Genomic DNA, 24,585 nt, shown 5'->3' on the forward strand with positions numbered 1-24,585 from the left:
GTCCGCCCTGGTGGATACTCGTGCGCAGGCGTAAATGTGCCTACATTCTTCCGGCGTCGTAGAACTCTTCGATGCCTTCAAGCCCCGGAAGATGGGGTGAAAGCTGCGGCAACTCAGCCACCGAGCCGATTCCCATGCGTTCCAGGAAATACGACGTCGTGCGGTAGAGGATGGCTCCGGATTCGGGATCGGTCCCCGAGTCTTCGATCAGTCCCCGCTGCATCAGCGTCCGCACGACAGAGTCAACATTAACTCCTCGAATTGCAGACACCCTGGCCCTTGATACGGGCTGGCGGTAAGCGATGACGGCGAGCGTTTCCAGCGCCGCCTGCGTCAGCCTGGCTGTCTGTCCTTCCAGCACGAACCCGCCTACGACGTCGGCGAAATCCGCACGGGAATAGATGCGCCAGCCTCCGGCGATATTCCGCAATTCAAAACCCCGGGGTCTGGATTTGTGGCCAACAGTGTTGATAGCAGTGGCAACGTCCGAGTCCGGGGCATTAACAGTATAGCCGTTATACTCACGCTGAAGTTCCGCGAGCAGCTGCTCGACGGCGTCCACCGTCAAGTTGAGTCCTGCGGCCAGCTCGACGGCGGTGGCCGGCTGGTCGATGACCATCAGCACTGCCTCGATGGCGGCGTGTGCGCCGCCGGGGAGTTCGGCGACATCCACTCCCGTGTCTGCCTCCCCCTGGGCGGCCGGATCCGGCGTCGTGTCGCTCAAGGCTCCTCCTCGTATTGCTCGCTGTATTCCTCGGTCAGATTTTCGCTGGTCCAGTCGTCGGGGCCCGCCGTCCAGTGCACCGTCAGGTCCCCCAGGGGAAGGATCTGGTCGAAAGCGACCACCTTGTCCCGGAACATTTCCAGGAGCGCCAGGAAGCGCGCAACCACAACAAGTGTTGATTCGGCGTCGGCAGTGAGGGCCCGGAACGACAACGGCCTTCCCGCCTGAAGCTTGAGTCCAAGGATTTCGGCCTGTTCCTTGACGCTGACGGCGCTGCCGTGCAGGTGCGCCAGGCCGACTTCGCTCGGCGGCGTTTCCTTAGGCACCAGCGCGGCCTCCGCCAGGGCGGCAAACTGCCCGGGCGTGTGCCGCCAGACGAGTTCGGGCAACAGTGCCGCGAACTGTGCTTCCAAGGCAACCTGCCGGGGGAAGCTGCGGGCTTCCAACTCCAGGGTGGTGTTGATCAGTCCGGCCACGTGTTTGAAGGCTTTGTATTGGAGCAGGCGGGCGAACAGCAGGTCCCGCGCTTCGAGCAGTGCGACATCCTCGTCGTCCTCGACCTCGCCGGCCGGCAGGAGCCGGGCGGCTTTGAGGTCCAGGAGCGTGGCGGCAATGACCAGGAATTCGCTGGCCTCGTCAAGCGCCCACTCCTCGCCCAGCTGTTGGAGGTTCCTGATGTATTTGATGAATTCATCAGTCACCGTGGCCAGGGCCACTTCGGTGATGTCCAGCTGATGTTTGCTGATTAGGCCGAGCAGCAGGTCAAAGGGCCCGGTGAAGTTGGCGAGCCGCACTTCGAAGCCGGCTTTTTTCGGTGCCTCCGCTTGCGGGGTGACTGCCAGTGCCACGGCCTTGGCTAGGGCGCGCCGCCGCGCGAAATCAGCTCCTTGGCCAGGCGGCGGTAAGCGTCGGCACCGATGTGGTTGGCGGCGTAGCTGGTGATGGGTTCCGCGGCCACCGTGGCGTCGGCAAACTTGATGGAGCGCTTGATAACGGTCTCGAAGACTTTGTCTCCGAACGCTTCCACAAGCCTGCTGATGACCTCGCGGCTGTGCAGCGTGCGGGCGTCGTACATAGTGGCCAGCACCCCGTCCACCTGCAGCCTGGGGTTCAGCCGGTCCTGGACCTTGTCGATGGTTTCCACCAGCAGGGCCACAGCCCGGAGTGCAAAGAACTCGCAGATCAGCGGAATGATGACACCGTGGGCCGCCGTGAGGGCGTTGACGGTCAGCAGGCCCAGCGAGGGCTGGCAGTCAATCAGGACGACATCGTATTCGTCCTCAACCTTCTTCAGGGCCCGGTCCAGCACCTGTTCGCGTGCAACTTCGTTGACGAGCTGCACTTCCGCGGCGGAGAGGTCGATGTTCGCCGGCAGCAGGTCGACATTCTCGACGCCGGTGTGCTGGATGGCGTCCCGGATGTCCACCTTGCGGTCCATCAGGACGTTGTAGACCGTCAGGTCCAGTTCATGCGGATTGGTTCCGAGGCCCGCGGACAGTGCGCCCTGGGGATCGAAATCGACCAGCAGGACACGGCGGCCGTATTCGGCGAGCGCGGCGGCCAGATTAATGGTGGAGGTCGTTTTGCCGACGCCGCCCTTCTGGTTCACCATCGCGATCACACGCGCGGGGCCGTGGGACGACAGCGGCGCAGGCTCGGGAAATTCGCGGTAGGGGCGCCCGGTAGGACCCATGACGGCGTCTTCCAGATCGAGTTCGGTGCCTTCCAGAGTTGCTGAACCCTGCTCGCTGCTCACGTATCTATCCACACTTTCGATGACGTTGATGTCCTGCCGCTGAAAGTTCAGCGCCTATGGTTCTTCCCACCAAGGTTACAGCGCCGCATCCGTGATTCAACGGAACTTGACACGCGCCCTTGCCTGAGCCTTTACCTTCTGGTAAAGGTCGAAGGTTGATGCCGGCGGCACACAAAACCGCCCGTGCAGGATGATCCTGCACGGGCGGTTCCTTTGTTGCTAGGGGTGTTGGTCCGGGCCGGTGCTTCAGGCTCGGGCGGGAACGGGAGCCGGAGCTTCCTGCTCGGTGTGGTGACCGGCAATCATGGTCTGCTCGTCGAAGGGCTCTTCGCCGGACAGGACACGCTCCACCTGGCCGCCGTCGATCTCCTTGACCCAGGTGCCGATCAGGACCGTGGCAACGGCGTTGCCCGTGAAGTTGGTCAGGGCGCGGGCCTCAGACATAAAGCGGTCGATGCCGACGATCATGCCGACGCCGCCGAGCAGTTCGGGCTTGTGGGCCTGCAGGCCTGCGGCCAGGGTGGCGAGGCCGGCGCCGGTGACGCCGGCAGCGCCCTTGGAAGCGATGATCATGAAGACCAGCAGGGAGACCTGGGCGCCAAGGTCCAGCGGGGTGCCCATGGCGTTGGCCACGAAGAGGGACGCCATGGTCAGGTAGATGGCCGTGCCGTCAAGGTTGAAGGAGTAGCCCGTGGGTACGGTGACGCCGACAACCGGCTTGGAGACACCCAGGTGCTCCATCTTGGCAATGAGGCGCGGCAGGGCTGCTTCGGAAGACGACGTGGAGAAGATCAACAGGTATTCGCGGGCAAGGTACTTCATGAGCCGGAAGATGTTGACGCCGGCCACAACCTGCAGCAGGCCGCCGAGGATGATCACGATGAACAGGGCGCAGGTGATGTAGAAGGCGAGCATCAGGGTGAACATGCTGACGATTGCCTGGAAGCCGGTGGCACCGACGACGGCGGCGATGGCGCCGAAGGCACCCACGGGCGCCAGCCACATGACCATGATGAGGATGCGGAATACCAGTGCCTGGCCGTGGCCGATGGCCTTGAGGATCGGGGCACCCTGGGGGCCCATCTTCTGCAGGGCGAAGCCCACAAGGATCGCTGCCAGCAGGGTGGGCAGCACCGGAATGTCTCCCGGGATGATTCCCAGCAGGAAGTCAACCGTGCTGTCGGTGGCGGCCTTCTTGGTGGGATCGTACGGCGTCAGCTTCAGGCCCTCACCGGGGTGGATGAGGTTGCCCACCACGAGGCCGATGGCCAGCGCGAAGGTGGACATCACGATGAAGTAGCCCAGCGCCAGGCCGCCGACCTTGCCGACGGTGGCAGCCTTCGCGATGGAGCCGATGCCCAGGACGATGGTGCAGAAGATCACCGGAGCGATCATCATCTTGATCAGCTTGATGAATCCGTCGCCCAGCGGCTTGAGTGATTTGCCGACCTCCGGGAACAGGAGCCCGATCACGGCGCCGAGGATCACGGCGGCGATAACGGCGATGTAGAGGTAGTGCGACTTGTCGAGTCCTTTGCGCTTTGCCTTGACAGGCGCGGCTGACTCTCCTCGTTGAGAAGCCATGATGTGTCTCCTTATGGATAATCTGGAAGACGTTGCGGCACAGTCTCTGGGCTCTACACGTCCGTCCGGTGTGATATCCATCATTGGGCATCGCGTGACCTGGCTCACCGTTGCGTTCATATTGGTCGTGGAAGGTTGGAATGAGGCACAAGTGGAGCATTGCGCGCCGGCTGTTCGTGGCGCATCTGCTGTTCATGCTCGCGCTGACAGCAACAGTCGGCACCGCCACCTTCATCGACGCCCGGGACCACGCATACGACGAAGCCGGACGGCGGATGTCCGGGATTGCCACGGCCATCGCGGACAATCCCCTGGTCCTGCAGGCAGCCGGGTCGGCCGACCCGTCCGCGGTGCTGCAGCCCTACGCCCTGGACGTCATGGACGATGCAGACGCGGATTTCATCACGATCATGGCCCCGGACCGGACCCGCTGGACGCACCCGCGCAGCGAGGAACTCGGCAAACCGTATATCGGATCCATAGATGCCGCCTTGAACGGGCAGGTGTTCACCGAAATCACGGCCGGGACGCTGGGGCCCTCGGTGCGGACGATTGCGCCCGTCAAGGACCAGTCGGGGAAGGTCAGGGCCCTCGTGGCCGCAGGCGTGACAGTGCGGACGGTGGATGTTGCCATCTCAGGGCGCCTGCCGGCCCTGCTGGCCATCGCCTTCGCCCTCCTGGTGGGCGGCTCAGTGGCGTCCTGGCTGCTGGGCCGGTACCTGCGCAATGTCACCCGGGGCTGGGGACCCGAGCAGCTCGCCCAACTGTTCGCCTACTACGAGTCCGTGCTGCACTCCGTCCGTGAAGGAGTCATCCTGATCGACCCCAAGGGGCGGGTGGTGATGTACAACGACCAGGCCGCGGAGCTCCTGGGGCTTGCCCCGCGGACTTCCGGGGGCGATCCTGCCGACGCCGTCCTGCTCAGCGATCTCCCCCTGGCACCCAGTTTGAAAGACCTGTTCGAATCCGGCCGGACAATTCAGGATGAAATCCATCTGGCCGGTCCCCGCGTGCTGGTGATCAACCAGGGTCCGGCGGTGGGACCGGCGTCATCGGCCGGCCGGCAGCGCCCGGCGGTCTTCGGGACCGTGGCAACCATCCGCGACCGCACGGAGATCGAGTCCCTGGGCAGCGAACTGGAAACCATGCGCACGCTTTCGGACGCCCTGCGGGCCCAGACCCATGAGCACGCCAACCGCCTGCACACCATCGTGTCGCTGATGGAACTGGGCCGGCCCGACGAGGCCCTGGATTTTGCCACCAAGGACCTGGAGCTCAGCCAGCAGCTTACCGATGAGATGGTGGGTGCCATGGAAGAGCCGGTGCTGAGCGCACTCCTCATGGGCAAGGCCGCCGAGGCGCACGAACGCGGTGTTGAACTGGGCCTGCAGGCGAACAGCTCGGCGGGGACGGCCGGGGTGGCCGTCCAGGACCTGGTGACCATTCTTGGCAACCTGCTGGACAACGCCATCGACGCGGCGGCCGATGCCCCGGCACCGAAGTGGGTCGAGCTGTCAGTGGAGTCGGGAGTCCGGGGCGTTGAGATTACAGTGGAGGACTCCGGCCGCGGAATCGACCCCGATGCCGTGGATGATGTGTTCCGGCACGGTTTCAGCACTAAGGCCCCCGGCAAGTACGGCCGGGGTCTGGGCCTGGCCCTGGTCCGGCAGGCCGTCCACCGGTTGGGCGGCACGATGGCCATTACGAATCCCCGCGGGGCGCATTTTCACATATTCCTCCCTGCAGCGGGCACCACCAAGGAGACATCATGAGCGACATCCGCGTCCTCGTCGTCGAGGACGAGCCGGTAGCCGCGGCAGCGCACGGCGCCTACGTAGGTCGACTCAACGGCTTTTCGTTGGCAGGCACGGCCCCGGACGGCCAGTCTGCGCTGCGCCTGCTGGCGGAATTCGCCGCGGCAGGCAACCCGATTGAACTCGTACTGCTGGACATGAACCTTCCGGATCTGCACGGCCTGGACATTGCCCGGCGGATGCGGGCCTCCGGACTGCTCCCGGACATCATCGCGATCACAGCCGTGCGTGAGCTCAACATCGTGCGCAGTGCCGTGTCCATCGGCGTTGTCCAGTACCTCATCAAGCCCTTCACCTACGCCACTTTCGCGGACAAGCTGGCCAGTTACCGGCAGTTTCGCGAGCAGCTCGCCGCCGGCTCGGGCGGGACCAGGTCCGCAGCATCACAGAGCGACGTGGACCAGGCATTTGCGAGCCTACGGGCGCCGAGCGAACTGCCGCTGCCCAAGGGCCTGTCGACGTCGACCCTGGACGCGGTGCAGGAGTTCATGAAGCAGCAGGCGGAGGCGGTCTCGGCCACGGAGGTCATGGATGCGCTCGGGATGTCGCGGGTGACTGCCCGGCGCTACCTCGAGTACCTTGCGGACGCCGGTACCGTCTCCCGGACAGCCCGCTACGGCGCACCGGGCAGGCCGGAGAACGAGTACCGCTGGAACCGGAGCTGACTGCTAGTTCCGGGGCGTCGCGGGGCGAAGCGTTCCGATCAGCTGGTCGATCACCCCGGCGTCCTCAATGGTGGACGGCACGACGTACTCCTCGCCGTCGGCAATCTGCCGCATGGTCTTGCGGAGGATCTTGCCGGAGCGGGTCTTGGGCAGCGCATCCACCACGGCCACGTGCTTGAAGTCCGCAACGGCCCCGATATCGCGGCGGACCAGCGCGATCAGGTCCTTGACCAGGACGTCCTCCGCCACCTCCACGCCCGATTTCAGCACCACGTAACCGCTGGGACGCTGGCCCTTCAGCGGGTCCGCCAGGCCGATCACGGCGCACTCTGCAACCGCGGGGTGCTGGCCGATGACCTGCTCCATGGCGCCGGTGGACAGCCGGTGGCCGGCAACGTTGATGATGTCGTCCGTGCGGCCCATCACGAACACGTAGCCGTCCCCGTCCCGGTAACCGGAGTCACCGGTTGCATAATAGCCATCGAACGCCTGGAGGTAGGAGGAGATGAAGCGGTCGTCGTCGCCCCAGAGCGTGGTCAGCGTGCCGGGCGGAAGCGGGAGCCCGAGCACGATGTTGCCTTCGGTCCCGGGTTCGACGTCCTCCCCCAGGCCGTCCACTATGTTGAGTTTGAAGCCCGGCATCGGGACGCTCGGCGATCCTGCCTTGATCGGGAGTTCTTCCAGTCCCCGCGGGTTCGCGCAAATGGCCCAGCCCGTCTCGGTCTGCCACCAGTGGTCCACCACCGGGACGTTCAGGGACTTCGAGGCCCAGTGGAAGGTATCGGTGTCGAGCCGCTCCCCGGCGGCGAAAAGCGTCCGCAGGCTGGAGATGTCGTAGTCCCGCAGCAGCTTCGCGTCAGGGTCCGCCTTCCGGATGGCGCGCAGGGCGGTGGGGGCGGTGAACAGGACATTGACCTTGTGGTCCCGGATCACGCGCCAAAACGCACCCGCGTCAGGAGTCCCCACGGGTTTGCCCTCGTAGAGGACGGTAGTGGCGCCGGCCAGCAGCGGCCCGTAGACAATGTACGAGTGCCCCACTACCCAGCCGACGTCCGAAGCGGTCCACATGACGTCCCCCGGGCTGATGTCATAGATGCTTTCCAGTGTCCAGCTGAGTGCCACCGCGTGGCCGCCGTTGTCCCGCACCACTCCCTTGGGTGTGCCGGTGGTTCCCGAGGTGTAGAGGATGTAGAGCGGGTCGGTGGCTTTGACGTCCACCGGAGCTGCCGGTTCGGCGGCGGCCATCTCCGTTTCCCAGTCCAGCCAGCCATGGTCCGAGGCTGAGGAGGCGAAGCCATCCCGTGCCGTGACGATCACCGGCAGCGTCGGAGTTCCGGCCAGGCGGAGGGCCTCCTCGACCGCAGGGAGGTATTCGATCCGGCGCGAGGGCTCAATGCCGCCGGATGCCGTGACCACCACTGCCGGAGCGGCGTCCCGGATGCGGGCTGCCAGTTCCTTGGGCGCAAAGCCGCCGAAGACCACCGAATGGACAGCGCCCAGCCGCGCGGTCGCCAGCATGGCGATGGCGGCTTCGGGGATCATCGGCATGTAGATCACAACCCTGTCCCCCTTGCCTACCCCGCGGCCCCGGAGGACGCCGGCAAAACGTGCCACAAGCTCCGTGAGTTCGGCATAGCTGAAACGCCGCTGGATCCCGAGCATCGCGGAATCGTATATGAGCGCATCCTGGCCGCCCCGTCCGGCCTCCACATGGCGATCGAGGGCGTTGTAGGACGTGTTGAGCACGCCGTCCGGAAACCAGCTGTAGAGCGGTGCCCGGCTGGAATCCAGGGCACGGCGCGGCGGCACCGACCAGGAAATCTTCCCGGCGGCATCCAGCCAGAAGTCTTCGGGGTTCTCCAGGCTCTGTGCGTAGCTGTCCTGATACCTCTTGGTAACCATGAAATGCATCCCGTCCACGACATTGTGATGCGAGCCATGCTAGTCCGGGCGGCGAAGCGCGCACAAGGGTCTATGTATACAAACTTGAAGTAGTTTCGGAGATCAAGGGCAATTGCTGGGCAAAAACGCTAGCTATGTATACACTGAAGAGCGTCAACCAACGAAGGAGGCAAGGATGCGCGCCAGCGATAGGGCCTATGCGGCACTGCGCGACGACATCATCGAATGGCGCCTCCTGCCAGGGACGGTATTGGCGGAGGTTGAGCAGTCAGAGCGGCTCGGCATCTCACGCACCCCCCTCCGGGAGGCCCTGAGCCGGCTCACCGCGGAGGGACTGACGACGACGGCGGGCAGCCGCGGCGTCGTCGTCACCGATATTTCGCTCGAGGACATCGACGAGCTGTTCGAACTGCGCGAAACCCTCGAAGGCAAGGCGGCTGCGCTGGCCGCCGAGCGCGGGGATCCCGCAACCTTCGAGCAGCTCCGGACTGAGCTGCTCCAGGCCCCGGAGCTGATCAACGGCGGCGGGCCAGGCCTCCACGCGTACTACGAGCTCGCGGGCCGGCTCGACGCGGCCATCGACGCCGCGATTTCCAACTCCTACCTTGCCCAGGCCATGCGCAGCCTGCGCGTGCATCTGGTCCGGGTCCGCCGTCTGGCCGCGGACGACGCCCAGCGGCTCACCGCTGCCGCCGCCGAGCACGCCGCCATTGCCGAGGCGATCGCCGCCGGCAACCCCCGGCTTGCCGAGGCTGCCACCACCGTGCATCTGCACCGAAGCCTGTCCCACGTCAAAGTCACGCATACACCTCACTAGAAGGAGCACCATGGTCAAGGAACACCACGTCCGCGTTTACAAGAGCGAGGAAAACCTGCCCCGCGAGGACCAGCTCGCCTACAAGATCGCCAAAGTTGCCACCGATCCCGTCGCCGTCACCGACGACGTCACCGACATGGTCATCAACCGCGTGATCGACAACGCTTCGGTGGCCATCGCCTCCTTGAACCGCGCCCCCATCGTTGCGGCCCGCGCCCAGGCCCTGAGCCACGGACCCACCACCGGCGGCAAGGGATCCAAGGTCTTCGGCATCGACGAGCGGGTGTCCCCCGAATGGGCCGCCTGGGCCAACGGCGTCGCGGTCCGTGAACTCGACTACCACGACACCTTCCTGGCCGCGGACTACTCCCACCCGGGCGACAACATCCCGCCGATCCTTGCCGTCGCCCAGCACGTCGGCTCCAGCGGACAGGACCTGATCCGCGGCATCGCCACCGGCTACGAGATCCAGGTGAACCTGGTCAAGGCCATCTGCCTGCATAAGCACAAGATCGACCACGTGGCCCACCTCGGCCCGTCCGCCGCCGCCGGCATCGGCACCCTGCTCGGCCTCGACGTCGAAACCATCTTCCAGTCCGTCGGCCAGGCACTGCACACCACCACCGCCACCCGCCAGTCGCGCAAGGGCGAGATTTCCACCTGGAAGGCGCACGCGCCTGCGTTCGCCGGGAAGATGGCCGTCGAGGCCGCGGACCGCTCCATGCGGGGCCAGACGTCGCCGGTCCCGATCTATGAGGGCGAAGACGGCGTCATCGCCTGGATGCTGGACGGCCCTGATGCCTCCTACATGGTGCCGTTGCCGACGCCCGGCGAGGCCAAGCGCGCCATCCTGGACACCTACACCAAGGAACACTCCGCCGAGTACCAGGCCCAGGCCTGGATCGACCTTGCCCGGAAACTGAACAAGGAGCACCCGGAAACCACCGACCCGGCCAACGTGAAGTCGGTGCTGATCAAGACCAGCCACCACACCCATTACGTGATCGGCTCGGGCGCCAACGACCCGCAGAAGTACAGCCCCACGGCCAGCCGTGAAACCCTGGACCACTCGATCCCGTACATTTTCACGGTCGCTTTGCAGGATGGCGCGTGGCACCACGTGGACTCCTACGCCCCGGAGCGGGCGGCGCGCCCGGACACCGTGGAGCTGTGGCACAAGGTCACCACGGTGGAGGACCCGGAATGGACCCGCCGCTACCACTCCCTCGACATCGCGGAGAAGGCCTTCGGCGGATCGGTGGAGATCACCCTGAACGACGGCACGGTCATCAACGACGAAATCGCTGTGGCCGACGCCCACCCGCTCGGTGCGCGGCCGTTCGCCCGGGAGCAGTACGTGAACAAGTTCCGGACCCTCGCTGCCGGTGTGGTCGCAGAAGAGGAGATCGAACGCTTCCTTGCCGCCGCGGCCCGGCTCCCGGAACTGGCCGCCGGTGAGCTGGACCAGCTCAACATCAAGGCAGCCGACGGCGTGATCGACCTCGCCGCCGCTCCGAAGGGACTCTTCTGATGCTGTACTCGAAGGTCACGCCGGAGCAGAAACGGATCCGGTTCCGCGAGCTCCTGGCGTCCGGGACCATCCAGCAGTTCCCGGGTGCATTCAACCCGCTCTCGGCGCGGCTGATCGAGGAGAAGGGCTTCGCCGGCGTCTACATTTCCGGCGCCGTGCTGGCGAACGACCTTGGCCTGCCGGACATCGGCCTGACCACGCTCACCGAAGTGGCAACGCGGGCCGGACAGATCGCCCGGATGACCGACCTGCCCAGCATCGTTGACGCGGACACCGGGTTCGGCGAACCCATGAACGTGGCCCGCAGCGTCCAGGAAATCGAAAACGCCGGCCTGGCCGGCCTGCACATTGAGGACCAGTTCAACCCCAAGAGGTGCGGCCACTTGGACGGGAAGAACGTGGTGGACCTGGACACCGCCACCAAACGCATCCGCGCTGCCGCCGACGCCCGCCGGGATCCCAACTTCCTGATCATGGCCCGGACGGACATCCGTGCCACCGACGGTCTGGAAGCGGCACAGGAGCGGGCCAAGGCCCTCGTCGAGGCCGGGGCGGACGCCATCTTCCCGGAAGCCATGAAGGACCTCAGCGAGTTCCAGGCCATCCGCGACGCCGTGGACGTGCCCATCCTCGCCAACATGACCGAGTTCGGCCAGAGCGAGCTGTTCACCGTGCAGCAGCTGCAGGACGTCGGGGTGAACATGGTCATCTACCCGGTCACCCTGCTCCGTAGTGCCATGGGGGCAGCTGAGCGTACTCTGGAATCGATCAAGTCCGACGGCACCCAGGAGGCACAGGTAGAGAGCATGCTGACCCGTGCGCGGCTGTATGACCTGGTGGACTACGAGGCCTACAACCGCTTTGACACCGGGGTCTTCAACTTCAGGATTCCCGGCACCAACTGACCCCCTATTCATCCGGACTTCCGGCTCCGGCCGGCACACAGCATAAGGAACGAAGGAGTTTCAGCATGGCTGAAAACGAGATAAAAAAGGGCCTCGCCGGCGTCGTGGTGGACTACACCGCGGTGTCCAAGGTCAACCCCGACACCAACTCGCTGCTGTACCGCGGCTACCCGGTCCAGGAACTCGCCGCCAAGTGCAGCTTCGAGGAAGTGGCCTACCTGCTCTGGAACGGTGAACTGCCCACGCCGGAGCAGCTGGCCGAGTTCACGGCCAAGGAAAAGGCCGGCCGCGCACTGGATCCGGTGGTCAAGCAGGTGATCGACGCGCTGCCCATCACGTCCCACCCGATGGACGTCTGCCGGACGGCAGCGTCCGTGATGGGAGCCCGGCATGAGCTCGCCGAGGATTCCTCGCGCGAAGCGAACATGCACAAGGCCATCGACCTGTTCGCCGCCATGCCGGCCGTGGTGGCTTACGATCAGCGCCGCCGCCATGGCCTGGAGCTGGTGGAGCCCCGTGACGACCTGGGATACGACGCCAACTTCCTCTGGATGACCTTCGGCGAAGAGCAGGTGCCGGAGGTCGTGGACGCGTTCAATGTGTCCATGATTCTGTACGCGGAGCACTCCTTCAACGCGTCCACCTTCACTGCCCGCGTGATCACGTCCACGCTGTCGGACCTTCATTCGGCCGTGACCGGGGCCATCGGTGCACTCAAGGGTGCACTCCATGGCGGCGCCAATGAAGCCGTCATGCACACCTTCGATGAGATCGGCATCCGTTCCGAGGAATCCCTGGAGGACGCCGCCGCCCGGGCCAAGGCCTGGATGGAGGATGCCCTGGCACAGAAGAAGAAGGTCATGGGTTTCGGCCACCGCGTCTACAAGCACGGCGACTCCCGTGTCCCCACCATGAAGGCCGCGCTGGACAAGATGATTGCCCACTACGGCAGGCCGGAGCTCCTGGGTCTCTATAACGGGCTGGAGAGCGCCATGGACGAGGCCAAGGGGATCAAGCCCAACCTTGACTACCCCACGGGCCCCACCTATCACCTCATGGGCTTCGACACCGCCACGTTCACTCCCCTGTTCGTTGCCAGCCGTATCACCGGCTGGACCGCGCACATCATGGAACAGCTGGAGTCGAACTCCCTGATCCGTCCGTTGAGCGAGTACAACGGCGTGGAAGAGCGGCACCTTTCGTAGGCCCTCAGGTCCTTATCCCCAGGTTTGGGAGCGCACGACGGCGGCCGGTCACCTTTCATAGGTGACCGGCCGCCGTCGTGGGTCCTGCTTACAAATTCCGCAGGACGCTCACTGACGACGCCACGGTTTCATTGTCGGCGTTGAGGGTGACCACTATGTCCACCGTCCCGCCTCCCAGCACCGGCGGCAGCCAGTGGTCCGCGTCCTGCCACATGCGGTCCACCGGCAGCGACAGCGCATCAAACCATTCGGGCTCGATCTCCGGACTTTCCGCCGGTTCGCCGTGCCACCGGCGGGTGGTAAACAAGGTGGTGTGCATGTTCCATTCCGGGCGGTGGGGGAAGACAAACTCCACGACGCCGGCAGGGCGCAGGTCCCGCTCGAGCACTACTACGCCGGACTCTTCCTGCACTTCCCGGCATGCCGCCTCGGCGTGGCTCTCCCCCGGTTCCACATGACCGCCCAGCCCCACGATCTTGCCAATGCCAAAGCCGGTCTTTTTGAGGCCGAGGAGGACATCCGTTCCCCCGTCGGGCCGGTCCCGGAGCAGGAAGCAGAGTGTTACGGGGGTCGACGTCATGGACCCAGACTAGCTGTGTTGACTTGAGAGTTCAGCCCAGCGCCCGCGGGTGGGCGGCGGCGTAGATCTCCCGCAAGGTATCGGCCGTGACCAGCGTGTAGACCTGCGTGGTGGTGACCGAGGCGTGGCCCAGGAGTTCCTGGACCACCCGGACGTCCGCGCCGCCTTCCAGGAGGTGTGTGGCAAAGGAATGGCGCAGGGTGTGCGGCGAGACGTCCTTGGTGATGTTGGCTTTGTCCGCCGCTGCCTTGAGGATGGTCCAGGCGCTCTGCCTGCTGATCCGGCCGCCGCGGGCGTTCAGGAAAAGCGCCGGCGTGCCCTTGCCTTTGGCTGCAAGCAAAGGCCGCCCCCGCACCAGGTACGCGTCAAGGGCGCGTGCACCGTACGACCCCAAAGGCACCAGACGTTCCTTGGACCCCTTGCCGAACAGCCGGACAATCGCCGGGCCGTCCAGCTCCGGTTGCAGCGAGATGTCGTCCACATCCAGGCCCACCGCCTCGCTGATGCGGGCGCCGGTGGAGTAGAGGAATTCCAGCAGGGCCCGGTCCCTCAGGCCTGTTGCCGTGTCCGTGCCGGCCGCTTCCAGGATCCTGGTGACCTCATCGACGCTGATCGCCCTGGGCAGGCGCTTACCCGGCATTGGCGGGTGGACGTCGCTGGCGGGATCCGCCGTCGTGATTCCCTCCAGGGCCCAGAACTTATGGAGCCCGCGGACCGCCACGACCGTCCGCGCCGCAGACCTGACACCGAGGGCCGTCCCGCCGTCGGAACCGTCGGACAATGCCTGCACGAAGCCGGTGACGTGCCGGCGGGTGACCTCGCCTGGGCGGTCCGGACCGCACGCCGCGAGGTAGTTGGCGTAACGGGACAGGTCGCGGCGGTAGGCGGACAGCGTGTTCGCTGCCAGCCCCCGCTCCACGCCCATGTGCTGGAGGTAGTCGCCCACTGCCCGGTCTATGGCGTTGCGCGGCCGAACAGCCGTTTCCGCGCCGGACGCCGATTGTGCCTGTTCAGCACCGGCACGTTCCGGCGCGGGAGTGACGGTGCTGCCCATCAACGCTGGCTGGGATGGGCGGGCCAGGGTGCGTTCCCCGGACGCAGATGCTCGAAGCCTTCTGCGCGGGCCGCCGCTGCGGCAAGAATTCCGACGACGGCGGACGGGTTGTGCAGCCGGCCCTCCAGGACTGCCGCCACTGCGTCCTCCAGCGGCGTCCAGTGCAGTTCGATCTCCGCTTCCTCATCGGTGCGGACATGGAGTTCATGATCGGGCACATCGCTCAGGTCCCGGGCAAGGTAGATGCGGATGGCCTCGCTGGAGGATCCGGGCGAGTTGAAAAAGTCTGCCAGCACATTCCATGTCCCGGCTACCAGGTCCGCTTCCTCGGCAAGCTCCCGAGCGGCGCCTACGACGAAGTCCTCACCCTCAATGTCCAGCAGGCCGGCCGGGATCTCCCACAGGTCCATGCCCACGGGATGCCGGTACTGCTTCATCAGCAGCACTTCACCGGCCTCGTTCATAGGCAGGACTGCCACCGCGCCCGGATGGTCGATGTAATCGCGGACCAGCTCGTCGCCGTTTTCGCTGAGCTGGAAGCTGTCGCTGACAACGTCCCAGATGCGGCCTTCATACACCTTCCGGGACGACAAAAGACGGCGCGGGCTCGGCGCATCCGAAACCTGCCGTGCAGCATTGGGGGTTTCAGGCATACCGGGCATCGCGCCGTCCTTTGATTTAGTTGGTGACTACTTGGCCGAGACCTTGCGGGCGGAGCCGCCGGCCTCAGCCGGTGCTTCCGCACCGGTTACTTCCGCGGTCTTCGTTTCCGCGCCGTTAGCGGAGGGAAGCAGGTCCCCGCCCTTCTGGTGATCCAGCGCAGCCTTGACCAGGCCCGCGAACAAAGGATGCGGCCGGGTGGGGCGGGAGCTCAGCTCCGGGTGCGCCTGCGTGGCCACGTAGTACGGGTGGACGTCGCGGGGAAGCTCCACGTACTCCACCAGCTTGCCGTCCGGAGACGTGCCGGAGAACACGAGCCCCTTCGACGCAATCTGGTCGCGGTACTTGTTGTTGACCTCGTAGCGGTGGCGGTGCCGTTCGCTGACCTTGGTGGTGCCGTAGGTCTCGGCGATTACGGAGCCTTCGTCCAGCCTGGCTTCGTAGAGGCCAAGGCGCATGGTGCCGCCAAGGTCGCCCTTGCCGTCGACGATGTCCAGCTGCTCTTCCATGGTGGCGATAACCGGGTACTTGGAGTCCGGCTCGAATTCGCTGGACGATGCGCCCTCGAGGCCCACCACGTTCCGGGCGTACTCGATGACCATGCACTGGAGACCCAGGCACAGGCCCAGGACCGGCAGCTTGGTTTCGCGGGCGTACTTCAGGGCGCCCAGTTTGCCTTCGAGGCCGCGGATGCCGAAGCCCCCGGGCACGCAGATGGCGTCCACGCCATCCAGGGAGTTGACGGCGCCTTCGTGCGTTTCGCATTCGTCCGAGGGGACCCAGCGGATCTTCACCTTGGTGTCGTTGGCGAAACCGCCGGCGCGCAGGGCCTCGGTGACGGAGAGGTAGGCGTCCGGCAGGTCGATGTACTTGCCCACCAGGGCGATTTCCACCTCGTGCTTGGGATTGTGGACCGCTTCGAGCAGCTTGTCCCAGCTGGTCCAGTCAACATCCTTGAATGGCAGGTCCAGTGCACGGACGATGTAGGAGTCCAGGCCCTGGGAGTGCAGGGTCTTGGGAATGTCGTAGATGCTCGGGGCGTCCGGGCAGCCGATCACGGCGTCGATGTCGACGTCGCACATGCGGCCGATCTTGTCGCGCATGGCCTGCGGGACTTCGCGGTCCGAACGGATCACGATCGCCTCGGGCTGAATGCCGATGGAGCGCAGCGCGGCAACGGAGTGCTGCGTCGGCTTGGTCTTCAGTTCCTGGGACGGTCCGATGTACGGGACCAGGGACACGTGCAGGAAGAAGACATTGCCGCGGCCGATGTCCTGGCGGACCTGGCGGGCGGACTCGAGGAAGGGCTGCGACTCGATGTCGCCTACTGTTCCGCCGATCTCCGTGATGATGACGTCCGGAGCGTTCTTGCCTTCGGCAGGAAGCCGCATCCGGCGCTTGATCTCATCGGTGATGTGCGGGATGACCTGGACGGTGTCGCCGAGGTACTCGCCGCGGCGTTCCTTGGCGATAACCGTGGAGTAGACCTGGCCGGTCGTGACGTTGGCGGACCCCTCAAGGTTTTCATCGAGGAAGCGCTCGTAGTGGCCGACGTCCAGGTCAGTCTCGGCGCCGTCGTCAGTCACGAAGACTTCGCCGTGCTGGAAGGGGTTCATCGTGCCCGGATCCACATTCAGGTAGGGATCGAGCTTCTGCATTGTTACAGACAAACCGCGTGCCCGCAGCAGGTGGCCGAGGCTCGAAGCCGTCAGTCCCTTGCCTAGCGAGGACGCCACACCGCCGGTGACGAAGATGTGTTTGGTCGTCTTGGACGAGCCCGGGAACCGGGAATTTACACGGGAATTTGATCGCTGCACCACGGAATTCGAGCCTATCATCAATTGAGCCTTCCACGGGTCGAAAATCGGATTCCCCAAATGCTTCAGTCTCCCCCGCTGTCCCCTCCTGATCAAGCCTGGTCAGGTGACGGCGGCTTCCGGGTGCCGGACCGGTCCGGCGGATGTGACCAGTCTCGCAGTATTCTCAGGCCCGCTGCGGCAGCAGCTTGGCGTCGTCCAGAAGCTCCTGGGCGTGGGCCTGGGCCGTCTCGGAATCCTCCTGGCCGGCAAGCATCCGGGCCAGCTCCTTGACCCTTTCGGGGCCATCGAGCAGCCGCACGTCGCTCGAGGTGAACCCGGTGGCGGTGCCGCCGTCGGCCCCTCTGACCGATGTTTTGGTGACGGTGATGTGCTGGTCCGCGAACGCGGCGACCTGGGGCAGGTGCGTGACCACCAGGACCTGCACATGCTGTGCCAGCATGGCCAGCCGGCGGCCGATCTCGACGGCGGCCCGCCCGCCCACGCCGGCATCCACTTCGTCGAACACAAAAGTGGGCACCGGATCCACGGCAGCCAGCACCACCTCAATGGCCAGCATCACGCGGGAAAGCTCGCCTCCGGAGGCGCCCTTGCCCAGCGGCCGCGCCGGCGCACCGGAGTGGGGCTGGAGCAGGAACGAGATCTCGTCCGCGCCGTACGGCATCAGCTGGGCGGCGGGCTCGATGGTGATCACCAGGGTCGCGTCGGCCATGGCCAGGGCCTTCAGTTCGGCGCTGACCCGTGCCGACAGGTCCTTGGCTGCCTTGCCGCGGATCTTGCTGATGGCCGCAGCCTCTTTTTTCAGCTCAGCCTCGGTCCGGGCGACCTCCGCGTCCAGCGCCTCGATCCGGGTGGAGTCGTCCTGCAGTTCGTCGAAGCGGACACGCGCGTTCTCCGCCCAGACCAGGACCTCGTCGATGCTGGGGGCATACTTGCGGACCAGCTTGGCCAGGGCGGCCCGCCGGTCCTCGATTTCCGCGAGCCGCTCCGGCCCCTCTGAATCCAGCCCGGCCTGGTAGCTCGCCAGTTCCGTGGCAATGTCGTTCAGCAGGAAACCGACCTCCGCCAGGCGCGCGGCTGCCGCTCCGAGTTCGGCGTCGTGCTCGGCCACGTGTTCCAGGGTCCGTTTCGCCGCGTCCACCAGGGTGGTGGCGTCGCCCTCGTCGCCGTAGTCCTCCGCGATGAGCGCCTGGTGCGCGGTATTAGCCGCAATCCTGAGTTCTTCCACGTTGGCCAGTTTCACGGCCTCAGCCTTGAGAGACTCGTCCTCCCCCGGCTGCGGATCCACGTCATCGATCTCTGCCAGGGCTATCTGCAGCGATTCCGCTTCGCGGAGCCTGTCCCGTGCGGCACCGCGCAGTGTGTCCAGCTCCGTCTGGCTGGCCTTCCAGTGGCTGTACAGCGACTGGTATGTCCCCAGCGGGCCCGCCAGGGCGTCGCCGGCAAATTTGTCCAGGGCACCGCGCTGGGCAACTGCCCCCTTTAGCCTGATCTGGTCCGACTGGCCATGGACCACCACCAGGCTTTCACCGATCTCCGCGAGGACCCCCACGGGGGCGGCGCGCCCGCCAAGGTACGCACGGCTGCGTCCGTCCGCCCCCAGGCGACGGGCAAGGATCAGTTCGGCGCCGCCGTCGAACTCTTCAACGTCGGCGCCGGCTTCCCGTGCGCGGTGCACGGCGGCATGGCCGGCGTCCAGCTTCAGGACGGCCTCCGCCGAGGCGCTCTTCGCGCCGCTGCGGACCGCGCCCGCATCCGAGCGGGCACCCAGGAGGAGCCCGACGGCGGTGACCACCATGGTCTTGCCGGCGCCGGTCTCGCCGGTCACCACGCTGAGGCCAGGGCCAAGCGGGAGGGTTGCGTCGGTGATGACGCCGAGGTCGCGGATTCTCAGTTCTTCAAGCATGATTCACTTCGCAGTCGTCGGATCAGTCTCGGACGTCCCGGTGTGCCGGGGACCCGCGGGCGGCGCCATGGGCCTGGGGGTACGGATGATGGGCACGGGCCCGGTGTGGATGGACTCGGACTGGGGCATGGGCCCGCGCCAGCCGTGAATGGGAAGCTGGAACTTCCGGACCAGCCTCGCCGAGAACGGTGTCTGGTGCGTCCGCGCGAGCCGCACCGGCGTGGCCGAGCGGGTTACTTCCACGCGTGCGCCCGGCGGCAGGTCCACGGAACGGCGGCCGTCACACCAGAGCACACCCTGGGCATCGGTCCGGTTCAGGACCTCCACAGCCAGCCTGGACCGGGGTGAGACCACCAGCGGCTTGGCGAAGAGCGCGTGGGCGCTGATGGGAACGATCACCAGGGCTTCCACTTCGGGCCACACCACCGGACCGCCGGCGGAGAAGGCATAGGCCGTTGAGCCGGTGGGCGTTGCCATCACCACACCGTCACAGCCGAACGAAGTCAGAGGACGCTCATCCACCTCCGTGACCACCTCAAGCATCCGTTCCCGGTTGCCCTTCTCGATCGCGGCCTCGTTCAGCGCCCACGTGTGCCAGATCTTCTGTCCGCGGACCCAGACCTGGACGTCGATGGTCATCCGCTCTTCCACCGTGTAGTCGCGGCTGGCGATCCATTCCACGGTCTGGGCAAGGTCGGCCCGCTCGCTCTCGGCGAGGAAGCCCACATGGCCCAGGTTGACGCCGAGCAGCGGCACGTCCACTTCCCGGACCAGCTCGGCGGCACGGAGGATGGTGCCGTCACCGCCCAGGACCATGACAAGCTCGACGTCGGCAAGCTGGATGTGGTCGTGGAGGATCTCGACGGGATCATCGAGCCGGCCGAAAAAACCTTCCATGTCTTCGAGTTCGGATTTTTGCATCACGGGAACAATGCCTGAGGCGTGCAGCTGGATGCACGCCTCCCAGGCAGCCTTCAGTGATTCCTCGCGGCCGGTGTGGGCAAGGACCAGTACACGCCTGCTCATCGGGTTCCGCTTTCTAGTGGTTCGGCCAGATTGTTCCGAGCAACGCAGCAAGGGCTGCGTCCCGCTCTTCGATCTTAGGCAAGTCTGAGGTGATCCTGCGCTTTATCCACAGGAAGTATTCGACGTTTCCGTCCTGGCCGGGCAGCGGGCTTGCTGCGAGGCCGCGCAGCTCGAGCCCGGCGTCCAGCGCTGCATTGGCGACTTTTTCCACCGCCATCCGGCGTTCACGTTCGGAATTCACTACGCCGGTGCGGCCCAGCCGGTCCTTGCCGATCTCGAACTGCGGCTTGACCATCAGGACCAGGTCACCGCCGGGATGCGTGCATGCCGCCAGCGGCACCAGGACCAGGGTCAGCGAGATGAACGACAGGTCAGCGACAGTCAGCGCCGCAGGGCCGCCGATCGCGTCAGGCGTCATGTAGCGCACGTTGAGGCCTTCGTGCACGGACACGCGGGGGTCGTTCCTGAGCTGGGCAACCAGCTGGCCGTGTCCGACGTCGACCGCCACCACGTGGTCCGCGCCGCGCCTCAGCAGGACCTCAGTGAAGCCGCCGGTGGAGGCTCCGGCGTCCAGGCAGCGCTTTCCTTCCGCTGTGACGTCCGGGAATGCGTCCAGGGCCCCGGCCAGTTTGTGGCCGGCACGGCTGACATACGTGTCCTGCCCGTCATCGGCAACGTCCAGGGGCGTGAGGTCGTCCACCTGGACGGAGGCTTTGGCGAGAACACTGCCGTCTGAGCTGACTTTGCCTTCGGCAATCAGGCGCGCGGCGTGGGTACGGGACCTCGCCAGCCCGCGGGCGACGAGCATTTGATCAAGCCTTGCCATCCTCAGGCGTCACCCTCAGCCGACGGGTCGTCGTCATTCAGCGCGTCCAGCAGTGCGTCGTGGAGTGCGGAGTAGGCCTCGGCATGCCCGGCAACAGGCAGGCCCTGAATGTCGGCCAGGCGGTCAAGGACCTCGTCGACCGCAGAGTCTCCGACCGGGCTCACGCCACTGCCGGCGTCCGGAATGTTGTTCAGCTCGGTCATGTTCCCAGTCTAGTGAGTCGTCTTAGTGCGTCAGCCATTCGATGGCCGGTGCCAGCGGAGCGTCTTCCTGCGGATTTGCCGTCCACCACGCCGAGCAGGCCGCACGCCACGAGTCCAGGTCACCGGGAAGCCCGCTGATGTGGACTGATTCTCCCCGCACCACGGCGGAGGCTGCACCGCAACGGAACGTGCCGCCGTCGTGCTCTTCCACAACGGGGTACGGGCGGTACAGATCGCTGAGGTCATTGATGAGGTAGTCCGGCCGCTCGGCCGTGCGGGCGGCGAGGATCGATTCCCGGGTATCGACGCCGGTGAGCACCGCCACCGTGGCGAAGCCGGCGTTGTTTCCGCCGAGGATGTCGGTGTCCAGCCGGTCGCCGACGACGAGCGGACGGTCGGAGGTGAGCCGCTTGGCGGCGGTGCGGAACAGGGGCGCCTCGGGCTTTCCGGCCACCAGGGGCCGCTGTCCGGTGGCCGCCGCAACGGCAGCCACCAGGGTTCCGTTGCCGGGAGCGATGCCCCGGGCCTGCGGGATGGACATGTCCGTGTTGGTGGCAACCCAGAGGGCGCCGCCGGCGATAACGTATGAGGCCTCAGCGAGGTCCTTCCAGCCGATCTCGGGATTGAATCCCTGGACCACGGCTACCGGATTGTCCTTTGCACTGTGGACCGGGGTCAGTCCCACGAGCTCCACCTCATGCGCCAGTGCCGGGCTCCCTGTCACCAGGACACGCGCGCCCGCCGGCAGGAGTCCGGCCAGCAGCTCGCCGGCCGCCTGCGAGGAACTGACCACCTGCTCGTCTGCGGCGGGAGCGCCAAGCTCGCGCAAGTGGGCTGCCACCTGCGCGGGCGTCCGGGATGCGTTGTTGGTGACGTAGCCAAGTCCGACGTCGATTCCTGCCAGTTGCCGCAGGGCCTCGACGGCGCCCGGGATGGCGTGGGGACCGGCGTAGACGACTCCGTCAAGGTCCGACAGGAGGGCGTCGAACCTGGAGATCAATGAAGCACCGCTCATGCGCAGTTATTCCCTTTCGCGGTCCGAGTTTGCGGTATCGGCATCCCCGGCATCGTAGGCGTCCTCGGAGGTGCCGTGCTCGGAGGTGCCGTCTTCGCTGGTACCGTCTTCGAGTTCGTCCGCCTCGACGGAGTCCTGGTCGGACTCGGCGTCGTCGGATTCGAAGTAATCGCCTTCGGCGTCATCGGAGCCTTCGTCCAAGGCAGCTGCGTCTGATGCGGCAGCGTCCGAGGCAGCAGCCTCGACGACGGCCGACTGGCTCTCGTCGCGGACGCCGGGCGCTGCGGCCGGAGCGCTGTCAGCCTGCTGCTGGGCAAGCAGGCGGCGCCGAGCTTCCTCTTCCCGGGCTTCTTCTTCCTCGTCCCAGCCGAGGTCGATGATGTCAGGTTCCTCATCCTCGCCAAGGCCGAGGGCGTTCTCGGCGACAACGGCCTGGCGCTGCCACTTTGCGGATTCCTCCGTGCGGCCCACTGCCGCGAGAGCATCAGCGTAAGCACGGAACAGTCGGGGGCTGTAGGAGAAGGCGCGGTTGATATCCAACTGGGCGATTTCCAGTTCGGCAACGGCCGCATCCAGCTGGCCGAGGTCGGTGCGGGCGCCGGCAGCCACGATGGCCAGTTCAACCTTGCCGGGCGCGTCGAGGTCGTTGGCTTCCTCCGAGCGCGCCACGTCAAGGGCGCGGTCCGGACGTCCCAGGCCGCGTTCGCAGTCGGCCATCACGGGCAGGTGCACGTTGGATCCACTGATCCGGCGGTAGGTGCGGAACTCACGCAGTGCTTCGCCGTAGTGGCCTGCAGCGTAGGCGGTCAGGCCAACTGCCTCGCGCACTGCGGACAGGCGTCCACCGCGGCGGCTGGCAGCCAGAGCATGCTGGAAGGCAAGTTCCGGTTCTTCGTCAATGAGGCGGCCCGCCATCACCAGGTGGCGTGCGACCCACTCAGCGCTCTTGGGTTCGAGGGTCTTGATCTCGTGCTTCGTGGCGCGGTCCAGCTCCTGGCCCGTGACATCTTCATCGATCTGGGGTGAACGCTCACGGTCCGGGCGGTTGGCGCTGCGCAGGTCGCGGGCGTTGGGTACGCGTGCGGGACGGTCCTCGGGGCGGTCGCGTCCGAAGTCGCGGGGGCCCGATTCGCCGCGGTCAAAGCTCCTGGGAGCACGTTCCTGGCGGTCGCCGAAAGGCTTGCGGTTGTCGCCGCCACCAAAGCTGCGGCGTTCGCCCTCACCCTCACGGCGCGGACGGTCACCAAACGGCTTACGGTCACGATCGCCACCACCAAAGCTGCGACGCTCCCCGCCGCCTTCACGGGACGGACGGTCACCAAACGGCTTACGATCACGGTCGCCACCGGCGCCGNCGGTCACGATCGCCACCACCAAAGCTGCGACGCTCCCCGCCGCCTTCACGGGACGGACGGTCACCAAACGGCTTACGATCACGGTCGCCACCGGCGCCGAAAGGCTTCCGGTCACGGTCGCCACCGGCGCCGAAAGGCTTCCGGTCACGATCGCCACCACCAAAGCTGCGACGCTCCCCGCCGCCTTCACGGGACGGACGGTCACCAAACGGCTTACGATCACGGTCGCCACCGGCGCCANCGGTCACGATCGCCACCACCAAAGCTGCGACGCTCCCCGCCGCCTTCACGGGACGGACGGTCACCAAACGGCTTACGATCACGGTCGCCACCGGCGCCAAACGGCTTCCGGTCACGATCGCCACCGGCGCCAAACGGCTTCCGGTCACGATCGCCACCGGCGCCAAACGGCTTCCGGTCACGATCGCCACCGGCGCCAAACGGCTTCCGGNCACGATCGCCACCGGCGCCAAACGGCTTCCGGTCACGATCGCCACCGGCGCCAAACGGCTTCCGGTCACGATCGCCACCGGCGCCAAACGGCTTCCGGTCACGATCGCCACCGGCGCCAAACGGCTTCCGGTCACGATCGCCACCGGCGCCAAACGGCTTACGATCGCGATCGCCACCGGCGCCAAACGGCTTCCGGTCACGGTCGCCAGCACCGGCGCCAAAGCTGCGACGCTCTCCCCCACTTTCGCGGGACGGACGCTCACCGCGCTCATCCCTGGCGCGGAATCCGCGGGGATCGCCGCCTGAGTTGTTCGATGGGCGGAAGGGGCCACCGCCGGAGGGCCGGCCGCCTCCAGAACTGCCGCGGTCTTTTCCGCTTCGATTTCCGCCGTTGTGCTCAGCCATGTTGGATTCCTCCTGTTATGAGCCGACCACTGGCGCAATCGCAGCCGCTCTTATCCGTGTTTCGTTATCCTACGCAACCCGAAATAAAGCGCTTCGTAGTCCGTACATCTCATGCAATTCTAGGCGAGTCACCGCTCACGAACTAACTGCCGCAGCCCCATGAGCCGCTCCCGTGGCAAGCCTCACAAGGACGTCGAACCCAACTCAGCGTTTGGGCACGGCCGGGCTTCCAGTCCGCTTCGTTCCGGGGCAATCCCTGAGCAGCGGACGTTCCTCCCCTACGGACGCTCTCTCACTTCCTGCGGGTTTTTCCCCGTCGCTCTCGCACTTGGGGGGAGGTTCGACGGCGGTGGCTGGCGTGGGTGCCTGGCCGGTTTTGCCG

General features: G+C 66.0%; 20 protein-coding genes. 6 read left to right on the plus strand and 14 right to left on the minus strand.

Translation table 11 applies throughout. The features are described 5' to 3' along the window. Window positions 1-40: 40 nt before the first annotated feature. From scpB to ASF98_RS08490, 4 genes are all read right to left on the minus strand, one after another. Complete coding sequence (scpB, locus tag ASF98_RS08475; RefSeq protein ID WP_055800200.1) at window positions 41-724, minus strand: SMC-Scp complex subunit ScpB; 684 nt, start codon at window positions 722-724, stop codon at window positions 41-43. Then, complete coding sequence (locus ASF98_RS08480) at window positions 721-1,572, minus strand: segregation and condensation protein A (RefSeq protein WP_055800205.1); 852 nt, start codon at window positions 1,570-1,572, stop codon at window positions 721-723. Before ASF98_RS08480 ends, scpB begins: the two co-directional genes overlap by 4 nt. An 8-nt stretch (window positions 1,573-1,580) precedes the next feature. Beyond that, window positions 1,581-2,480 (minus strand): ParA family protein, encoded by a 900-nt coding sequence (locus tag ASF98_RS08485; protein WP_043480364.1) that lies wholly within the window; start codon window positions 2,478-2,480, stop codon window positions 1,581-1,583. Window positions 2,481-2,726: 246 nt separating this feature from the next. Further along, on the minus strand, window positions 2,727-4,064 hold the full coding sequence (locus ASF98_RS08490; protein ID WP_055800208.1) for a cation:dicarboxylate symporter family transporter: 1,338 nt from the start codon (window positions 4,062-4,064) through the stop codon (window positions 2,727-2,729). A gap of 140 nt (window positions 4,065-4,204) precedes the next feature. Between ASF98_RS08490 and ASF98_RS08495 the strand changes: the two genes are divergently transcribed. Then, window positions 4,205-5,836, plus strand: a complete 1,632-nt coding sequence (locus ASF98_RS08495; protein ID WP_055800209.1) for a sensor histidine kinase — start codon at window positions 4,205-4,207, stop codon at window positions 5,834-5,836. Further along, on the plus strand, window positions 5,833-6,543 hold the full coding sequence (locus ASF98_RS08500; protein ID WP_055800212.1) for a response regulator: 711 nt from the start codon (window positions 5,833-5,835) through the stop codon (window positions 6,541-6,543). Before ASF98_RS08495 ends, ASF98_RS08500 begins: the two co-directional genes overlap by 4 nt. Before the next feature lie 3 nt (window positions 6,544-6,546). Here the strand turns inward: ASF98_RS08500 and ASF98_RS08505 are convergent, their stop codons facing one another. Next, on the minus strand, window positions 6,547-8,445 hold the full coding sequence (locus ASF98_RS08505) for an AMP-binding protein (protein WP_055800268.1): 1,899 nt from the start codon (window positions 8,443-8,445) through the stop codon (window positions 6,547-6,549). A 175-nt stretch (window positions 8,446-8,620) separates the two neighbouring features. Between ASF98_RS08505 and ASF98_RS08510 the strand changes: the two genes are divergently transcribed. From ASF98_RS08510 to ASF98_RS08525, 4 genes are all read left to right on the plus strand, one after another. Further along, window positions 8,621-9,262 (plus strand): GntR family transcriptional regulator, encoded by a 642-nt coding sequence (locus tag ASF98_RS08510; RefSeq protein WP_055800214.1) that lies wholly within the window; start codon window positions 8,621-8,623, stop codon window positions 9,260-9,262. A 10-nt stretch (window positions 9,263-9,272) separates the two neighbouring features. Next, window positions 9,273-10,793: an MmgE/PrpD family protein gene (locus ASF98_RS08515; protein WP_055800217.1), complete on the plus strand. Its 1,521-nt coding sequence runs from the start codon at window positions 9,273-9,275 to the stop codon at window positions 10,791-10,793. After that, window positions 10,793-11,698 carry a methylisocitrate lyase gene (prpB, locus tag ASF98_RS08520; protein WP_055800220.1) on the plus strand — a complete coding sequence of 302 codons (906 nt, stop codon included), beginning with the start codon at window positions 10,793-10,795 and terminating at the stop codon, window positions 11,696-11,698. The genes ASF98_RS08515 and prpB overlap by 1 nt, the downstream gene beginning before the upstream one ends. A 65-nt stretch (window positions 11,699-11,763) precedes the next feature. Next, on the plus strand, window positions 11,764-12,903 hold the full coding sequence (locus tag ASF98_RS08525) for a bifunctional 2-methylcitrate synthase/citrate synthase (protein ID WP_055800224.1): 1,140 nt from the start codon (window positions 11,764-11,766) through the stop codon (window positions 12,901-12,903). Between the two features lie 88 nt (window positions 12,904-12,991). On the opposite strand, the gene ASF98_RS08530 is transcribed toward ASF98_RS08525, so the two are convergent. From ASF98_RS08530 to ASF98_RS08570, 9 genes are all read right to left on the minus strand, one after another. Continuing rightward, a complete protein-coding gene (locus tag ASF98_RS08530; protein ID WP_055800227.1) occupies window positions 12,992-13,483 on the minus strand; it encodes an 8-oxo-dGTP diphosphatase in 492 nt (163 codons plus the stop codon). Window positions 13,484-13,514: 31 nt separating this feature from the next. Continuing rightward, a complete protein-coding gene (gene xerD / locus ASF98_RS08535) occupies window positions 13,515-14,537 on the minus strand; it encodes a site-specific tyrosine recombinase XerD (protein ID WP_055800230.1) in 1,023 nt (340 codons plus the stop codon). Further along, window positions 14,537-15,199 (minus strand): NUDIX domain-containing protein, encoded by a 663-nt coding sequence (locus ASF98_RS08540; protein WP_055800232.1) that lies wholly within the window; start codon window positions 15,197-15,199, stop codon window positions 14,537-14,539. The genes xerD and ASF98_RS08540 overlap by 1 nt, the downstream gene beginning before the upstream one ends. A gap of 27 nt (window positions 15,200-15,226) precedes the next feature. Next, on the minus strand, window positions 15,227-17,035 hold the full coding sequence (locus tag ASF98_RS08545; RefSeq protein WP_055800237.1) for a CTP synthase: 1,809 nt from the start codon (window positions 17,033-17,035) through the stop codon (window positions 15,227-15,229). Between the two features lie 145 nt (window positions 17,036-17,180). Further along, window positions 17,181-18,920, minus strand: coding sequence for a DNA repair protein RecN (gene recN / locus ASF98_RS08550; protein ID WP_055800240.1), 1,740 nt, complete (start codon window positions 18,918-18,920; stop codon window positions 17,181-17,183). Between the two features lie 3 nt (window positions 18,921-18,923). Then, window positions 18,924-19,946, minus strand: coding sequence for an NAD kinase (locus ASF98_RS08555; protein WP_055800244.1), 1,023 nt, complete (start codon window positions 19,944-19,946; stop codon window positions 18,924-18,926). 13 nt (window positions 19,947-19,959) lie between these two features. Further along, window positions 19,960-20,772, minus strand: coding sequence for a TlyA family RNA methyltransferase (locus tag ASF98_RS08560; protein ID WP_055800247.1), 813 nt, complete (start codon window positions 20,770-20,772; stop codon window positions 19,960-19,962). Between the two features lie 2 nt (window positions 20,773-20,774). Continuing rightward, window positions 20,775-20,975 carry a hypothetical protein gene (locus ASF98_RS08565; RefSeq protein ID WP_055800251.1) on the minus strand — a complete coding sequence of 67 codons (201 nt, stop codon included), beginning with the start codon at window positions 20,973-20,975 and terminating at the stop codon, window positions 20,775-20,777. Window positions 20,976-20,997: 22 nt separating this feature from the next. Then, a complete protein-coding gene (locus ASF98_RS08570) occupies window positions 20,998-21,990 on the minus strand; it encodes an HAD-IIA family hydrolase (RefSeq protein ID WP_055800253.1) in 993 nt (330 codons plus the stop codon). Window positions 21,991-24,585 lie beyond the last annotated feature (2,595 nt).

Origin of the sequence: Arthrobacter sp. Leaf337 (assembly GCF_001423745.1) — a bacterium.
In the GTDB taxonomy this organism is placed as follows: domain Bacteria; phylum Actinomycetota; class Actinomycetes; order Actinomycetales; family Micrococcaceae; genus Arthrobacter.

What these genes read in the sequence shown, in the direction of transcription:
- ASF98_RS08490 (WP_055800208.1), bottom strand. Translation starts at nt 4,064, where the DNA reads ATGGCTTCTCAACGAGGAGAGTCAGCCGCGCCTGTCAAGGCAAAGCGC.
- ASF98_RS08495 (WP_055800209.1), top strand. Translation starts at nt 4,205, where the DNA reads ATGAGGCACAAGTGGAGCATTGCGCGCCGGCTGTTCGTGGCGCATCTG.
- ASF98_RS08500 (WP_055800212.1), top strand. Translation starts at nt 5,833, where the DNA reads ATGAGCGACATCCGCGTCCTCGTCGTCGAGGACGAGCCGGTAGCCGCG.
- ASF98_RS08505 (WP_055800268.1), bottom strand. Translation starts at nt 8,445, where the DNA reads ATGGTTACCAAGAGGTATCAGGACAGCTACGCACAGAGCCTGGAGAAC.
- ASF98_RS08510 (WP_055800214.1), top strand. Translation starts at nt 8,621, where the DNA reads ATGCGCGCCAGCGATAGGGCCTATGCGGCACTGCGCGACGACATCATC.
- ASF98_RS08515 (WP_055800217.1), top strand. Translation starts at nt 9,273, where the DNA reads ATGGTCAAGGAACACCACGTCCGCGTTTACAAGAGCGAGGAAAACCTG.
- prpB (WP_055800220.1), top strand. Translation starts at nt 10,793, where the DNA reads ATGCTGTACTCGAAGGTCACGCCGGAGCAGAAACGGATCCGGTTCCGC.
- ASF98_RS08525 (WP_055800224.1), top strand. Translation starts at nt 11,764, where the DNA reads ATGGCTGAAAACGAGATAAAAAAGGGCCTCGCCGGCGTCGTGGTGGAC.
- ASF98_RS08530 (WP_055800227.1), bottom strand. Translation starts at nt 13,483, where the DNA reads ATGACGTCGACCCCCGTAACACTCTGCTTCCTGCTCCGGGACCGGCCC.
- xerD (WP_055800230.1), bottom strand. Translation starts at nt 14,537, where the DNA reads ATGGGCAGCACCGTCACTCCCGCGCCGGAACGTGCCGGTGCTGAACAG.
- ASF98_RS08540 (WP_055800232.1), bottom strand. Translation starts at nt 15,199, where the DNA reads ATGCCCGGTATGCCTGAAACCCCCAATGCTGCACGGCAGGTTTCGGAT.
- ASF98_RS08545 (WP_055800237.1), bottom strand. Translation starts at nt 17,035, where the DNA reads ATGATAGGCTCGAATTCCGTGGTGCAGCGATCAAATTCCCGTGTAAAT.
- recN (WP_055800240.1), bottom strand. Translation starts at nt 18,920, where the DNA reads ATGCTTGAAGAACTGAGAATCCGCGACCTCGGCGTCATCACCGACGCA.
- ASF98_RS08555 (WP_055800244.1), bottom strand. Translation starts at nt 19,946, where the DNA reads ATGAGCAGGCGTGTACTGGTCCTTGCCCACACCGGCCGCGAGGAATCA.
- ASF98_RS08560 (WP_055800247.1), bottom strand. Translation starts at nt 20,772, where the DNA reads ATGGCAAGGCTTGATCAAATGCTCGTCGCCCGCGGGCTGGCGAGGTCC.
- ASF98_RS08565 (WP_055800251.1), bottom strand. Translation starts at nt 20,975, where the DNA reads ATGACCGAGCTGAACAACATTCCGGACGCCGGCAGTGGCGTGAGCCCG.
- ASF98_RS08570 (WP_055800253.1), bottom strand. Translation starts at nt 21,990, where the DNA reads ATGAGCGGTGCTTCATTGATCTCCAGGTTCGACGCCCTCCTGTCGGAC.